The organism is Rhodococcus cerastii, from assembly GCF_033042195.1.
Lineage (GTDB): Bacteria > Actinomycetota > Actinomycetes > Mycobacteriales > Mycobacteriaceae > Rhodococcoides.
On record NZ_JAWLKF010000002.1, the window covers coordinates 195,468 to 210,004 of the forward strand.

The following is a 14,537-nucleotide window of genomic DNA, read 5'->3' on the forward strand; positions in this document are numbered from 1 at the left end:
GAACACCATGTCACTGCCCGAATTCTGGTTCTTCGTCATCGCCTTCTTCTTCGTCGGCTACTTCGTGCTCGAAGGTTTCGACTTCGGCGTCGGCATGCTCATGCCGATCCTGGGCAGGCATCCCGACGCCGCCACGGGGGAGAAGCGCAGGCGTGCGGTACTGAACACGATCGGCCCGGTCTGGGACGGCAACGAGGTGTGGCTCATCACCGCAGGTGGCGCACTGTTCGCGGCCTTCCCGGAGTGGTACGCCACATTGTTCTCGGGTTTCTACCTGCCGCTGCTGCTCATCCTGGTGGCCCTGATCCTGCGTATCTGCGCCATCGAATGGCGCGGCAAGATCGACGACCCGGTGTGGCGTCGGCGCTGCGACATCGGCATCGGCATCGGCTCGTGGGTTCCGGCGGTGCTGTGGGGCGTCGCGTTCGCCAACATCGTGCGCGGCGTCGCGATCGACGAGAACAAGAAGGTCACCGCAGGCTTCTTCGATCTGCTCAACCCGTACGCTCTGCTCGGCGGTGCCACCATGGCGTTGGTGTTCGCCCTGCACGGCGCGGTGTTCATCGCGCTCAAGACTTCCGGGGACGTGCACGAGGATTCCGTGAAAATTGCGGCGCGCCTGTCGGTTCCGGCAGTTCTCGTCGGCGGCACCTTCGCCCTGTGGACCCAACTCGCGCACGGCAAGACCTGGACGTGGCTACTCGTCGCGGTGGCCGCTGTCGCACTGCTTCTCGTCGTCGCGCTGACGGCGAAAGTGCGCGAAGGCTGGGCATTCGTCTTCACCAGCGTTGCCATCGTTGCTGTCGTGGTGCTGTTGTTCGCCTCCCTGTTCCCCAACGTCATGCCGTCCAGTACGGATGCCGCGTTCGATCTCACCATCACGAACGCGTCGTCGAGCCCGTACACGTTGAAGGTCATGACGTGGGCTGCAGCCTTCGCCGCCCCTGTCGTTCTCGGATATCAGGCCTGGACGTACTGGGTCTTCCGCCAGCGCATTTCGAGTGCCCAGATTCCGGATTCGATCGGACTGACGGTGAAATCGTGACCGCGCCCGCTGCGCCGCGGGGACGGGCGAAGGGGCCCGTAGATCCGCGACTGTGGAAATACTCTCGATCGGCGCGAGGCTACCTGGTCGTCACTGTCGCTCTGTCGACCGTCGTCACCCTGTGCATCATCGTCGGCGCGCTTGCGATCGGCCGCGTACTGGCCGGCGTCATCACCGACCCGACGGCACGGTCGTTGTCCGCCTGGACGACGGAACTCGCCGTGCTGGCGGGCGCAATGGCCGTCCGTGTGCTCGCCACCGGAGCCCAGTCCCGCTACGCGCACCGGTCGGCGTCACGTGTGGTGGCCGAGCTCGAAGTCGAGGTACTCACGGCAGCAACCCGTTTCGAGCCCCGAGAGCTCGACCGCGAACGGGAAGAGCTGACCGTCGTCGTCACCCGAGCCATCGGGGGTCTGCGCGCGTACCTGACCGGATACCTGCCGGCGCTGGTGTCTGCGGTCATCGTCACTCCGCTCGTTCTGGTCGTCATCGTCACTCAGGACGTGACCTCGGCTGTGGTCATCGCGGTGACCCTGCCGCTCATCCCGATCTTCATGATTCTGATCGGGTTGCTGACCAAGGGCCGAGCCGCGGCGACGCTGACCACGATGACCCGGTTGTCTGCGCAGTTGCTCGATCTACTGGCCGGTCTGCCGACCTTGCGCGCGCTGCGCCGCGAACACGGCCCGGCCGCTCGCATCCGCGCACTGGGCGACGCCCATCGACGAACCACGATGCGCGCGTTGAAGGTTGCCTTCCTCTCGTCGATGGTGCTCGAGTTGCTCGCGACCCTGTGTGTCGCGCTGGTGGCCGTCGGCATCGGCTTGCGCTTGGTCTTCGGGGAAATGACGCTCGAAGCGGGCATCATCGCGTTGATCCTCGCCCCCGAGGTGTACTTCCCGCTGCGCGCCGTGGGGACCCAGTTCCACGCAGCGGAAGACGGCGTCGAGGCCGCGGAGCGAGCCTTCCGGGTCCTGGACCGGCGTACGACACAGCCGAGCGGTGGCCGGACCGTGAACGCGACGACTGCGGACATCGAACTCGTCGGACTCACCGTCGCGAGCCGGGACGGTAACGCTCCGGCCGGACTGAGTGCGCTGTGCCGAACGGGCACCATCACGGTACTGACCGGCCCCAACGGCTCGGGTAAATCGACTGCGCTGCAGGCCGTTCTGGGGCTCACGTCACCCACGAGCGGTGCGGTACTCGTCGGTGGGGTGCCCGTGGTCGATCTCGACCTCGACCGGTGGTGGGCTCAGATCGCCTGGCTCCCGCAGCGGCCGGTGCTGCTTCCCGGCACGCTGTACGAGAACGTCACCCTCCACGGTGTGCCCGACACCGATGCACTGGACGCAGCCTGCCGCGCTTCGGGATTCGACGCCGTACTGCGAGAGCACCCGAACGGCTGGAACACTCGCGTCGGGCAGGGCGGAGTGGGTCTGTCCCTCGGCGAACTGCAACGCCTGGCCCTGACCCGAACCTTCGTCTCCGACGCGACGGTGATGGTACTGGACGAGCCGACGGCGCACCTGGACGCGGCGAGTGAACAGACTGTGCTGCAAGCCATTCGAGATGCAGCCGACCGAGGCGTCACCGTGGTGATGGTCGGTCACCGGCGCGCGGTGCTGCACGCCGCCGATCGCGTCGTCGAGGTGCGAAGCAGTTCGCCGGTGGTACGGGAGTTCGATCATGTCTGACCTACGACGCGCACTGGCCCTGTTCGAGCTCTCCCCGCGCAGGGTGGCACTGGCGGTGGCGGCCGGCGTGGCAACACTCGGCAGCGCACTGGCTCTCGCCGCACTGTCGGCATGGTTGATCACCCGAGCCTGGCAGATGCCTCCGGTGATGGATCTGACCGTCGCAGTGGTAGCCGTTCGGGCGCTGGGCATCTCGCGCGGTGTGTTCCGCTACCTCGAACGATTGACCACGCACGACGCGGCCCTACGCGGTACGACGGCAGCGCGCACGAGGATCTACGAGCAATTGGCGAACGGACACGGCGCGCTCGCTCTGCGGCGCGGTGACGTACTGGCTCGCACCGGGGCAGACGTCGACGTACTCGGCGACGTTGTCATACGCGCGATCGTCCCCATCTGTGTCAGCGTCGTGATGATGCTCGCAGCCGTTGGACTGCTCGCCGGTATCGCACCTGCTGCCGCGTCGATCCTGGCGGTGTCGTTGCTGATCGCCGGGGTGGGTGCACCGATTCTGGCGGCGCGGTCGGCACGGATCGCCGAGGAGGCCGGAGCCGACGCCGACGCGCGGTTCGCCGAGACCGCCGTCCGAGCACTCGACCACGCCGCGGAACTGCGGGTCGCCGGGCGGCTCGACGCGACGCTCGCCGAAGCCCGCGGCGCAGCGCAGGATTCGGTCACTGCCCGCGACCGGGCGGCGCGACCGTCGGCGCTGGCCGATGCCGCCGTTCCGTTGTCGATCGGTGCATCGGTGATCGGGTCCTTTCTCGTCGGCATCGGGCTGTACGGACCGACCGGAGGCACCGCAGGCGGCATGACTCCGATGGCTCTGGCGATCATCGTGCTGGTTCCGCTCGCTGCCTTCGAGGCGACCGCGGCACTCCCCGGGGCGGCAATCGCCCTGATGCGTGGACGAATCGCGGCCACTCGAGTCATGGCGATGCTGGATGCGGCTCCGCCGCAGTGGCGTGGTTATGTGCCCTCTGGGGTACTCAACCGCACCACTGCGCGGAGCGCACTCATCGGGCCCAGCGGATCGGGCAAGTCCACGATGCTGCGGGAGTTCGCCGAGGAATGTGGTTCGGACGCAGCGCTGTTCGCCGAGGACGCGCATCTGTTCGACACCTCGGTTCTGGAGAACCTACGTGTGGTGCGCGGCGATGTCGACGAAGCACAGGCATCGGATGCGCTGCGACGCGTGGGCCTTGGCCCATGGTTGGACGCGCAGCCCCTCGGGGTCCACACCACCCTGGTCGGCGGTGCGCAGGCCGTGTCGGGCGGAGAACGGCGCAGACTGCTGTTGGCGCGCGCGGTGCTCAGTACGGCCCCGATCGTGCTGCTGGACGAGCCGACCGAACATCTCGACCGAATCTCCGGCGAACAGCTACTTCGAGAGTTGCTCACCACCGACGACGGCTTGTTCGGAGCCGATCGAATCGTGGTCGTCGTCACTCATCAACTGCCGGAGAACACAGACGCCGACCAGGTGATCGACCTCGGCTCGAATCGTGGGAAAAAACTCTTTGCCGACTCGGAAACTCGGGCGTACGTTGTGAAGTACACGAGAGAGGAGGTGGTCTGAAGTTGATGAACTCTAGGACGCGTGAGGTGGCTGTCAGCTAGCCGCAATCGCTGACGGATTCACTGCGAAGACCGCGCGAGCGGCAAGCGAATCCCTGGCAGCTACCCGGCCCCCGAGCCCCCGACCTGTCCGGTCGGGACCTGAAATCAGGTATGGCTCGGGGGCCGTTCGCTGTGGGTACCGAAGTGGTTGTGTCTCAGCCGATGTAGCGAGACAGGCGCGCGGACAACCGCGGTGCCAGTGGGCCGTCGGCGACGACGCGTTCCTCGACGTATGCGAGGTCGCCGCCTTCGACGATGCCGTAGAGCCGCTTGGCCCCGCCGACCAACGCACCCGAGGTGCTACGGATGACGACGTCGGTGGCCAGTTCCCAGGACGACTTGGTCAGGGCGTGGCCGTAATACAGTTCGACGACCCCGGTGCTGTGGGTCAGCAGCAGTTCGACGAGCTCTTCGTCGTCGGAACCCTTGAGCCCTTGGCCCCCGCTCATCCGCCAGAATCCGGTTTCGCGGAGGTCGGGATGTGCGAAGTTGCCGTCGGAGTCGAGTCGCCACGAACGCGATTCCCAGCTCAGGTAGCTACCGCCGTCGTGAGTGACGACGATCTGCTGACCGAAGGGATAGTCGGTACCCGACTCGGGGTCGTGGCCCTCGCCCTCGCCACGCCACACGCCGACGAGCGGCAGCAGAGCGAGCATCGACGGGTGCAGATCGGGGCCGAGGCGAAGATTGGCCGTGTCGTCGGGGTGCGGGATGTCCGGCAGGACCGGAACGTTCCGCGTCGACGCGTCGGCGAACTTCTGTTCGGCAGCCGCTATTGCTTCGTCAGCACTGGTGACGGGGGTGCCGAGCCCCTCGTCAGCACTGCCGGGTTGCCCCGCAACCGGTTCTGTCACGACTCGTCGTTGACCAGTCGGTAGACGACGTAGAGCGAGAACGCGATGATGGCTACTGCCGCAAGAACGAGAAGTAGCTCGAAGAAGATGACCACGAGTGCGAGTTTAACCCGCAGCGATCGTCGTCGAGGACAGCGGCCCGAATACCGCCTGTGTCCTTGGTGACATCTAACCGAATTCGGGGTCTCGAGTGCGCTGGATCACTCATAGCTGTGGAGAAATCCTGTCGAGCAGGTACCTTCTTCGGGGGGCGTCGGGCGCTCGAGGGTGAGTTTCCGATGTTGTTCACTGTGTTCTGTCACGAAGGCTGGGGAGGTCTCCGCAACAATGCTGCGTCGTAAACGGGCTCTGACATCGTCGTTCGGTCCGTTGTTGATCAGGTCGGCGGTGGTGACCCTGGCGTTGGCGCTTGCCGCTCCCGCAGCCGCATTCGCCGCTCCGGACTCGGGATCGGCAGAGTCGGGCTCGGCAGAGTCGGGATCATCCGACTCCGGTTCCTCCGACGCGGGTTCCTCCGACTTCGGGTCGTCGCAGGGCCCGAACATCGACCCCGACAACTACGCGCAGGACTGCCCCGATGTGCTGGTGCTGGCGGTGTCCGGTGCCACCGACTCGGCGTCGGACCGCAATCCTCTGGCCGAGCAGGCGTCCACGGTCGCGTCGAACTGGGTCGGGAATGTGACGGTCCCGGTCGGTGAGGCGAATGCCGACAGCCCGGGTACCGTCGGCTGGCTCTACGTCCCGTACGCCTCGACGTACGGCTTCGACGTTCTGGACGACGTGCCGACCTACCACGAGTCGATCGTGGAAGGTGTCGCAACGACCGATCGCTTGATGGACGAGTACAAGGTCAAGTGTGGAGACCGAACCAAGTTCGTACTCCTCGGATACAGCGTCGGCGGCGAGGTACTCGATCGTTTGTCCACCGAGATCGGCGCGCGTGACTCGAGTGCCCTGGTCAACGGCGACGACATCGCAGGCGTGATCATGGTCGGTTCGCCTTACCGCCCGGCCGGTGTGCCGAATTTCGGTGACGAGCCGGGTGAATCGCTCGGTGGCTTCATGGACCAGTCGCCGCGGGATTACGGAACGCTGACCGACAAGGTCACCTGGTCGTGCCGACCGTGGGATCTGGCGTGCGACGCTCCGGACGACATCGAACTTCTGCAGCTCGCCCTCGAGGTCATCTCGCAGATGCGGCTGACCGTCCTCAACCCGGTACAGACCGTGTCCGACTTCGCGCGCGCAGTGACGACCATTGCTTCGCGCGCGATCGTCGATATCGCCACCGACAAATCATGGTTCACCTCCGACGAGACTCTGCTGCAGGTCTTGGTGAGGGTGGCGGATGTGGATTACACCGTCGCCGATCAGCAGGCGGTGGACGCACTGACACCGGAGCAGCTCCTCGCCGATCTCAACTGGGCGATGGGGCCCGGTGCCGAGACCGTGGAAGCCAAGCTCCGCGCCGAGGCCACCGGATTCGAGGAGAACAACAAGGGCATCGCCGATGTCGTGCTCGGGCCCTACCTGGCGCTCGGCTTCCTGCAGCACCTGTCGTACTGGTACAATGATCCCAACGACGGGTACGAGTGGGAGAGCGAGAAGATGGTCGCTTGGATAACCGACCTTGCGCGCACCGAACGCGAGAAGAAGAACGCACCGCAGACGGCGACACCGGAAGCCCCCGCCCCGGAGACCGCACCCGAACCCCGCCTGCTGCCGGAGCCCGGCACGGTCACGCAGGTGAGCGATCTCGGAGCGTTCCTCGAATCGCAGGGCATTCCGGTACCGGAAGGGATGTTCCCGCCGCAGTATTCGACGGTTCCCGATCCCGCCGCTTCGGTGCCCGTCCCGAACTAGAAGCCTCCACCGAGCCGAAAGAACCCCGCACCTGCGAGCAGGTGCGGGGTTCTTTTTCGTTCGAAGCGAGCGGGTCGGATCAGACTCCGACGGTGACGTTCGCCGAGTGCACGCCTGCGCCCTCGGGAGCGATCACGGTGTCGCCGTTGCCCGATGCCGACAGGGCGCGCAGCGTCCACTGTCCGGGAGCGGCGAAGAACCGGAAGTCTCCGGTGCCCGACGCGACGACCTCTGCGGTGAATTCGCCGCTGCCGTCGAGCAGCCGCACGAATGCGCCTGCTACGGGCTCACCGTCGCCGGCGAGGACGCGGCCGGTGATGACCGTTTCCTTCTCGACGTCGACACCTGCGGGGATGGTCTGGCCCTGTACGGGTGCTCCACACATATCAGTGAACCTCCAGCTCGATGGGTGCTCCGACGAGAGAGCCGTACTCGACCCAGCTGCCGTCGTAGTTCTTGACGTCTTCCTTGCCGAGGAGCTCCTTGAGGACGAACCAGGTGTGGCTCGAACGCTCACCGATGCGGCAGTAGGCGATGGTGGCCTTGCTGTCGTCGTAGCCCTTGGTCTTGTACAGCTCTTCGAGCGCTTCGTCGGACTTGAACGTGCCGTCCTCGTTGGCGGTGGTGCTCCACGGGATGTTGATCGCGGACGGGACGTGGCCACGCTGCTGTGCCTGCTCCTGCGGAAGGTGAGCCGGGGCGAGGATCTTGCCCGAGAACTCGTCGGGCGAACGCACGTCGATCAGGTTCTTGTTGCCGATGGCATCGATGACCTCGTCGCGGAACGCGCGGATCGACAGGTCGGGTGCCTCGGCGCGGTACTGCGTGGTCTCACGGCTGACGACGTCCTTGGACAGCGCGCGGCCGTCGAGTTCCCACTTCTTGCGTCCACCGTCGATGAGCTTGACGTCCTTGTGGCCGTACAGCTTGAAGTACCAGTAGGCGTAGGCGGCGAACCAGTTGTTGTTTCCGCCGTACAGCACGATGGTGTCGTCGTTGCTGATGCCCTTGGCCGACAGCAGGTCCGAGAACTGTTCCTGATTGAGGAAGTCGCGGCGAACCGGGTCCTGCAGGTCCTTGCGCCAGTCGAGCTTGACCGCACCTTCGATGTGTCCGCCGTCGTAGGCGCTTGCGTCTTCGTCGACCTCGACGAAGACGGTCTTCGGTGCGTTCAGGTTCTGCTCGGCCCAGTCGGCAGAGACCAGGACGTCGGAGCGAGCCATGGTGTTCCTTTCGGTCTTTCTCTATGGATCGGTGAAGGTCGAGACAGGACTGCAGCCTGCTCAAGCGACCCTGTTCAGGATGCGGTGTGCGAGGTGGTGCGCAGCCGCGAGGCGAGGGGGTAGATCATGCAGCCGAGGCAGACCGCGAACGCGGCGTTGAGGAAGGCCGCGAACAACGCGAAGCCTGCCGCCACGGTTCCGACGACGGGAGCGCCGATCGCGAAGCCGAGGACTCCGACGGCGGCGAACACGAAGCCCACCAGTTGAGCGAACTTCAACGGTGCCACCGGCTCTCGTTCGCTGGTGGGGGAGAGCCGCGGTGCGACGAATGTCGCGTAGATCGTGCCGTACGGACTGCGCTTGGGTCCGCGGACGGCTCCGATTCCGAACACGATCGCCTGTAGCCCGAGCAGGATTGCCGCCGCGGGGACCGAGAACGTGGTCAGGAGGAGAACGACGACCAGAACGGCGGTGGTGATCCACGCCGCGAAGCGTGGACCACGAACGTCCACCTGGTCGATCGTGGCAGTGGGGGTGGTGGTCCGGGTGTCGGGTGTCGACATCGAGAGGTACTCCTGTGCGAGGTCGGGGCACGCCGGATCGGCAGTGCTCGGACATGGATTTCGATCATCGGGCCGTCATCACGCATGGGCGTGGCGGCAGAAGGAAATCAGCAGCAGCGACAGCAACAACCGCCCAGTCGGCACAGATCGACTGTGCGACGACTGGTGAGCATCAGCTCGCGGCAGGAGAACACGAAGAGCATCGTACCCGCTACCAGCGGCGCGTCCTACCGCCGGTCCGAAGAAGCGAGGTCAGAGAGCGTCGAGTGCCGACCGCAGCGCCGCAGCGGACGGCACACCCGCGATTCTGGAGCGCCGTTGCAATCGGGTGTCGAGTACGAAAGTGGTGGGCAGTGACAGCACGCCCAGTTCGCGAGCGAGGATCGGATGGGCGTCGATGTCGAGTTCGAGTTCGCGGGCATCGCTCCGGTCGTCCAGCACCTGTTGGACGACACGTCGTACGGCTGCGCACGGTCCGCACCAGTCGGCCGAGAAGTGCAGGACGGTCGCAGAGTCGGTCGTGGCACCCGCGTCGAGCAGGAGCGGGTACAGGTCGTCGGTCTCGGTGTCGGGCTCACGCACCGCCCGCACGGCACCCGATCGGCTGCGCAGGAACAATCCGGTAGCGACGGCAAGGATCGCCACGACGACGAGAACTGTGATCCCTGTCACGGCTTTTCGATTTCGTTGAGGTCGATGGTCACGTTCTCGCCCGATCCTTCGACGACGATCTGCGAGCCCTCCGCATAGACGTCGGTCGGGACGAGCCCGAAGGGCAGGCTCTGACGCTCGATGGTCTTGGTGAACAGTCCGAGAACCGTGGGCTTGGCGAAATCGGGGATCGAGAAATCAGCCTGACCCTCCGGGCCGAAATAGAAGTCCGACGCCACGATGGCGACGCCGTCACCTTCGAGCAACAGGTCGGCCTGCACGCTCACCGTCGTCTCGAGCGGGCCGACCGGAACCGTTCCGGTCAGCACGACGCCCCCGGTAGTGGTCATGCCCGATCCGCCGGAGCCGCCGGTGCCGTCCGACTTGTCGGCCGGCGGCGCGGAAACCTGCAGGTCGACGATGCCGAGGAACCGGCCGAGGTCCGTGGCCTCGATCCGTGCGCGGCCGTCGAGCTCGTCCACGGGAATCGCCCGCACGTTGTTGTCGATCAAGTCGGACAACTCGATGTGCACGCCGCGGAGATTGGCCTCGATCGTCGTCGAGCCGACGTACTCGGTCGGCACGTCCTGCGCGCGGATCTCGATGTTCTGGTAGCGCCCGTCCGCGGCCTGGGTGAGGAACGGGAAACCGTGCACGATCACCTGAGGGTCCGAGGTGAGCTCACCGCCGGCGCGGATCGCGCGGGAGACTCGATACTCCGAGTAGGCCGCAGCGCCGAAATCCACCACGAGGGTGAGGGCCAGCAGGCTGGCGAGTCCGATGAGAAGTGTGCGCACGGGTCCATTGTGACCGACGAATCGCGCACTGCCCTCTTCGGCCGGTTGTACGGACAAGCTAGTCTGTGTCCTTGACGATCACTCAAGTCCAGCCTGGACTGGACCGGCCAGCAGTAAGAATGGAGACGCAGTGGAGCTCCTACTACTGACCTCCGATCCCAATCCGGAGGGCGTTCTGCCGTCCCTCGCTCTCCTGGCGCATCACGTACGCCCGGTACCCACCGAGGTGTCCTCGCTTCTCGAAGCCGGCTCGGCGGACATCGCGCTGGTCGACGCTCGTACGGACCTGGCCGCCGCTCGTGGTCTGTGTCGCCTGTTGGGAAGTACCGGATCGGCCATCCCCGTCGTCGCGGTGCTCACCGAGGGTGGGCTCGTCGCGGTGAATTCCGACTGGGGTCTCGACGACATCCTGCTCCCCGGTACCGGCCCCGCAGAGCTCGACGCCCGGCTGCGGTTGCTGGTCGGCCGTAGTGGAGGAGTTGCCAGCCCGGAGACCTCCGGCAAGATCACGCTCGGCGAACTGGTCATCGACGAAGGTACCTACACCGCTCGGCTGCGAGGTCGTCCGCTCGACCTCACGTACAAGGAATTCGAGCTGCTGAAGTACCTGGCTCAGCACGCGGGGCGGGTCTTCACTCGCGCCCAGCTCCTGCAGGAGGTGTGGGGCTACGACTTCTTCGGTGGCACGCGCACCGTCGACGTCCATGTTCGACGCCTGCGCGCCAAGCTGGGCACCGAGTACGAGTCGCTCATCGGAACGGTACGCAACGTGGGATACAAGGCCGTTCGACCCGCACGCAATGCCAAGGGCGGACCGGTGGTCTCGGACGCTGCCGGCGGAGATTCCGACGATGCGGATTTCGAGTTCGAGCAAGAGAGTACTCTCTCGTAGATGAATTCGGATCCTGCGTTCGACGTCCACCCCATCGACGGCGACGCACCGTCTTCGCGCGTTTCCTACGAGATTCATCAGATCCTCTCCCGTGCAACGGAAGTCGACGGCACCGCGCCCTTGTCGGAGCAGGCCGTGAAGGCTGTCGACCGAGGTGACGACGTCGTTCGTCTGGTCTCCACCGAGGGTGATCGTGTCGTCGGCTACGTCGGAATCGCCGACGGGATGGCCGAGGCCGTCGTCGATCCTCCGTTCCGCGGTCACGGAGTGGGACGCGAATTGGTTTCTCGCGCACTCGAAATCGGCTCCGGTACCCGTATCTGGGCGCACGGCAACCTGCCGGCGGCGCAGTCGGTCGCGGCGCGGCTCGGGTTGCAGGTGGTTCGCGAGCTGCTGCAGATGCGTCGCGCGTCCGCACATCCCGATCTTCCGGATGTGGTTGTGCCGGAAGGTATTTCGCTTCGAACGTATCGTGGGCATCAGGACGATGCCGAGCTGCTGCGGGTCAACAATGCGGCCTTCTCCTGGCACCCCGAACAGGGTGGCTGGACCGATCGCGACATCGCCGCACGACGAGACGAATCGTGGTTCGACCCGGCAGGACTGTTCCTGGCTTTCGAGGAGGGCAGCGACCGCCTCCTCGGCTTCCACTGGACGAAGGTTCATCCGGCCGAAGGCTCGGAACCCGCCATCGGTGAGGTGTACGTCGTCGGAATCGACCCCCAGTCGCAGGGGCGCGGCCTCGGCCGAGTGCTCACGCTGGCCGGCCTGCACTATCTGCGTAGCAGAGAACTCGGCCAGATCATGCTGTACGTCGAGGCCGACAACACCGCTGCCGTGCACACCTACAGCAAGCTGGGCTTCGAGAACTACCACGTGGATGCCGCATACGCTCGCAGCGTCTGAACGGACATTTCAGGCTGCGGTGTTCATCTTCCGTTCACCCACGCGGGGGTAAACGTCTACCACCTGCCCTTACCTTTCTCCATGGGTGGCAACCTACGCCGCCTGGTGCGAGGTTCTCTTCTGGAGCCGGCACCCACACAGTCACAGCGCGGCCGATCAGGTCCGAGCCGTGGACACGGCCCAAGATTCCTCGGAGGAAACAGGTGAACCTCAAGCGCAACGGTGCTCTCATGAGCGCAGTGGCCATCAGTGCCATGTTGCTGACCGCATGCGGTAGCGACGCGAACGTCGAGACCGTCGGCGCGGGCGATTCTTCCGCCTCGTGCGAGGGCAAGTCTCCGCTCACGGGCGAAGGATCGTCTGCTCAGCAGAACGCGATGTCCAACTTCACCTCGGTCTACTCGAGCGTCTGCTCCGGCAAGTCCGTCGAGTACACCACCAGCGGCTCGGGCAACGGTCGTACGCAGTTCGTCGCCGGTCTGGTCGACTTCGCCGGCTCCGACTCCGCGATCAAGGACGAGCAGGCAGCCGAGGCGGCCACCCGCTGCGACAGCAACCCGGCATGGAACCTGCCGCTGGTCTTCGGGCCCGTCGCAGTGGCCTACAACCTCGACGGCGTCGACAGCCTGGTGCTCACGCCCGATGTCACCGCACGGATGTTCACCGGCCAGATCACCACCTGGAACGATCCCGCGATCGCCGCCCTCAACGAAGGCGTCGACCTGCCGTCCACCCCGGTCACCCCGGTCTACCGCTCCGATTCCTCGGGCACCAGCGACAACTTCCAGCGCTTCCTGTCCGACGCTGCTCCGGAGGCCTGGACCCTCGATCACAGCTCCGACTGGGCCGGCGGCGTCGGCGAAGGTGCCAACGGCTCCTCGGGCGTCGCCCAGGCCGTGTCCGGGACTCCCGGCTCGATCACGTACGTCGAGTTCGGCTTCGTCGAGCAGGAAGGCCTCAGCGCCGCGAACATCGACTTCGGCAGTGGCCCGGTCGAGCTGAGCACCGAGAGTGCTGCGGCTGCCATCGACGCCGTGACCTTCTCCGGTGAGGGCAACGACCTGGTGCTCGACCTCGACACGCTGTACGCCAGCAACGAGGCCGACACCTACCCGTTGGTGCTCGCCACCTACGAGATCGTCTGCTCGGCGGGCTACGACGCCGACACCTCGGCAGCAGTCAAGTCGTTCCTGCTCAGCGCCGCGAACGAGGGCCAGCAGGGCCTCGAGGAAGCCGGCTACGTGCCGCTGCCGGACCGCTTCAAGGAGCGTCTGATCACCGCTATCGAAGCAATCGCCTGATTAAATGAGACGTAGTCCTGCTTCGGCTCGCGGCATCGCGAGCCGAAGCAGGACCGTCCTCGACCTCCACACGAGACAGTGAGCGGTATGAGCGACACCCACTCGATGACCGGCGTCCCCTCCGCGGCTTCTGTGCCCTCCGCGGGTGCCGCGCACAAACCGGAAGAACCACAATTGTCAGACAAGAAAAAATCGGGGACCGTCACACGTCCCGGTGACAGGATCTTCTCCGGCCTCGCCACGGGCTCGGGCATCTTCATCATCGCGCTGATCGCCGCCGTGGGTATCTTCCTGGTCTGGCGTGCGATCCCCTCACTGTCGAACAACACGGTCAACTTTCTGACCTACAACGGTGCCTGGGACACGTCCAACACCTCGGCCATGGTGTTCGGTGTTCTCGATCTGTTCCTGGTCACCGTCACGGTGTCCCTGTTCGCGCTGGTCCTCGCGATGCCTGTCGCACTCGGCATCGCCATCTATCTGACGAACTACGCGCCCAAGCGAGTGGCGGGACCGCTCGGTTACGTCATCGATCTGCTGGCCGCAGTCCCGTCGATCGTCTTCGGACTGTGGGGCCTGTACGTCCTCGCGCCGGTGATCAGCCCCTTCGCCGAGTGGCTCAACACCAACCTGGGTTGGTTCCCGCTCTTCGGTACCGGGTCGGTCTCCATCGCCGGCGGCGGCACCATCTTCACCGGCGGCATCGTGCTCGCCGTCATGATCCTGCCGATCATCGCTGCCGTGACCCGCGAGGTGTTCATGCAGACGCCGAAGGGTCAGATCGAAGCCGCTCTCGCACTCGGGGCCACCCGCTGGGAGGTCGTGCGCACCACGGTCATTCCGTTCGGAAAGTCCGGTTACGTCAGCGGCTCCATGCTCGGCCTCGGCCGCGCACTCGGTGAGACCATCGCGCTCTACATCATCATTCGCAGCACCCAGTCGACGTTCGGCGGAACCTTGTTCGACGGCGGTTCCACATTCGCGACCAAGATCGCGCTGGCCGCGGGCGAGTTCAACAACCCGCTCCAAGCCGGTGCCTACATCGCCGCAGGTCTGGTGCTCTTCATCCTGACGTTCGTCGTCAACGCCGGTGCTCGCGCCGCCATCGCCGGAAAGAAGGACTGA

At 65.5% G+C, this 14,537-nt stretch carries 14 protein-coding genes; 8 read left to right on the forward strand and 6 right to left on the reverse strand.

The window, feature by feature from the left end:
* The first annotated feature begins 7 nt into the window (after positions 1 to 7).
* From cydB to R3P93_RS05185, 3 genes are read left to right on the forward strand one after another with little or no spacing between them, the layout of a single operon-like run.
* Complete coding sequence (cydB, locus tag R3P93_RS05175; protein WP_317532548.1) at positions 8 to 1,045, forward strand: cytochrome d ubiquinol oxidase subunit II; 1,038 nt, start codon at positions 8 to 10, stop codon at positions 1,043 to 1,045.
* Positions 1,042 to 2,742 carry a thiol reductant ABC exporter subunit CydD gene (gene cydD, locus R3P93_RS05180; RefSeq protein ID WP_317532549.1) on the forward strand — a complete coding sequence of 567 codons (1,701 nt, stop codon included), beginning with the start codon at positions 1,042 to 1,044 and terminating at the stop codon, positions 2,740 to 2,742. The genes cydB and cydD overlap by 4 nt, the downstream gene beginning before the upstream one ends.
* Positions 2,735 to 4,321, forward strand: a complete 1,587-nt coding sequence (locus tag R3P93_RS05185; protein ID WP_317532550.1) for an amino acid ABC transporter ATP-binding/permease protein — start codon at positions 2,735 to 2,737, stop codon at positions 4,319 to 4,321. Before cydD ends, R3P93_RS05185 begins: the two co-directional genes overlap by 8 nt.
* A gap of 196 nt (positions 4,322 to 4,517) precedes the next feature.
* On the opposite strand, the gene R3P93_RS05190 is transcribed toward R3P93_RS05185, so the two are convergent.
* Positions 4,518 to 5,138 (reverse strand): FABP family protein, encoded by a 621-nt coding sequence (locus R3P93_RS05190; protein ID WP_317532683.1) that lies wholly within the window; start codon positions 5,136 to 5,138, stop codon positions 4,518 to 4,520.
* Between the two features lie 405 nt (positions 5,139 to 5,543).
* On the opposite strand from R3P93_RS05190, the gene R3P93_RS05195 reads away from it, so the two are divergent.
* Complete coding sequence (locus tag R3P93_RS05195) at positions 5,544 to 7,079, forward strand: cutinase family protein (RefSeq protein ID WP_317532551.1); 1,536 nt, start codon at positions 5,544 to 5,546, stop codon at positions 7,077 to 7,079.
* 79 nt (positions 7,080 to 7,158) lie between these two features.
* Here R3P93_RS05195 and R3P93_RS05200 read toward each other — a convergent pair whose 3' ends face one another.
* The 5 genes from R3P93_RS05200 to R3P93_RS05220 all read right to left on the reverse strand — a co-directional run bounded on the left by R3P93_RS05200 (position 7,159) and on the right by R3P93_RS05220 (position 10,313).
* Complete coding sequence (locus tag R3P93_RS05200) at positions 7,159 to 7,464, reverse strand: DUF1416 domain-containing protein (RefSeq protein ID WP_037194601.1); 306 nt, start codon at positions 7,462 to 7,464, stop codon at positions 7,159 to 7,161.
* A 1-nt stretch (position 7,465) separates the two neighbouring features.
* Entirely contained in the window at positions 7,466 to 8,302 is an 837-nt protein-coding gene (locus R3P93_RS05205; RefSeq protein WP_068049880.1) for a sulfurtransferase, read from the reverse strand.
* Between the two features lie 74 nt (positions 8,303 to 8,376).
* Positions 8,377 to 8,865: a DUF4395 domain-containing protein gene (locus R3P93_RS05210; RefSeq protein WP_068049878.1), complete on the reverse strand. Its 489-nt coding sequence runs from the start codon at positions 8,863 to 8,865 to the stop codon at positions 8,377 to 8,379.
* A 252-nt stretch (positions 8,866 to 9,117) separates the two neighbouring features.
* Positions 9,118 to 9,537: a thioredoxin family protein gene (locus R3P93_RS05215; protein ID WP_149405010.1), complete on the reverse strand. Its 420-nt coding sequence runs from the start codon at positions 9,535 to 9,537 to the stop codon at positions 9,118 to 9,120.
* Positions 9,534 to 10,313: an LmeA family phospholipid-binding protein gene (locus tag R3P93_RS05220; RefSeq protein WP_317532552.1), complete on the reverse strand. Its 780-nt coding sequence runs from the start codon at positions 10,311 to 10,313 to the stop codon at positions 9,534 to 9,536. Before R3P93_RS05220 ends, R3P93_RS05215 begins: the two co-directional genes overlap by 4 nt.
* Positions 10,314 to 10,443: 130 nt before the next feature.
* On the opposite strand from R3P93_RS05220, the gene R3P93_RS05225 reads away from it, so the two are divergent.
* The 4 genes from R3P93_RS05225 (at position 10,444) to pstC (ending at position 14,537) form a co-directional block, all read left to right on the forward strand.
* Positions 10,444 to 11,205 carry a winged helix-turn-helix transcriptional regulator gene (locus tag R3P93_RS05225; protein WP_068049874.1) on the forward strand — a complete coding sequence of 254 codons (762 nt, stop codon included), beginning with the start codon at positions 10,444 to 10,446 and terminating at the stop codon, positions 11,203 to 11,205.
* Positions 11,206 to 12,111: a mycothiol synthase gene (gene mshD / locus R3P93_RS05230; RefSeq protein WP_317532553.1), complete on the forward strand. Its 906-nt coding sequence runs from the start codon at positions 11,206 to 11,208 to the stop codon at positions 12,109 to 12,111. It abuts the gene before it with no gap.
* A gap of 203 nt (positions 12,112 to 12,314) precedes the next feature.
* A complete protein-coding gene (gene pstS, locus R3P93_RS05235) occupies positions 12,315 to 13,412 on the forward strand; it encodes a phosphate ABC transporter substrate-binding protein PstS (protein WP_149405012.1) in 1,098 nt (365 codons plus the stop codon).
* Between the two features lie 87 nt (positions 13,413 to 13,499).
* Entirely contained in the window at positions 13,500 to 14,537 is a 1,038-nt protein-coding gene (gene pstC, locus R3P93_RS05240) for a phosphate ABC transporter permease subunit PstC (RefSeq protein ID WP_149405013.1), read from the forward strand.

Bases quoted from the DNA above. Each gene is read 5' to 3' on its own strand.
- R3P93_RS05195 (WP_317532551.1), top strand. From the start codon at position 5,544: ATGCTGCGTCGTAAACGGGCTCTGACATCGTCGTTCGGTCCGTTGTTG.
- R3P93_RS05200 (WP_037194601.1), bottom strand. From the start codon at position 7,464: ATGTGTGGAGCACCCGTACAGGGCCAGACCATCCCCGCAGGTGTCGAC.
- R3P93_RS05205 (WP_068049880.1), bottom strand. From the start codon at position 8,302: ATGGCTCGCTCCGACGTCCTGGTCTCTGCCGACTGGGCCGAGCAGAAC.
- R3P93_RS05210 (WP_068049878.1), bottom strand. From the start codon at position 8,865: ATGTCGACACCCGACACCCGGACCACCACCCCCACTGCCACGATCGAC.
- cydB (WP_317532548.1), top strand. From the start codon at position 8: ATGTCACTGCCCGAATTCTGGTTCTTCGTCATCGCCTTCTTCTTCGTC.
- mshD (WP_317532553.1), top strand. From the start codon at position 11,206: ATGAATTCGGATCCTGCGTTCGACGTCCACCCCATCGACGGCGACGCA.
- pstC (WP_149405013.1), top strand. From the start codon at position 13,500: ATGAGCGACACCCACTCGATGACCGGCGTCCCCTCCGCGGCTTCTGTG.
- R3P93_RS05185 (WP_317532550.1), top strand. From the start codon at position 2,735: ATGTCTGACCTACGACGCGCACTGGCCCTGTTCGAGCTCTCCCCGCGC.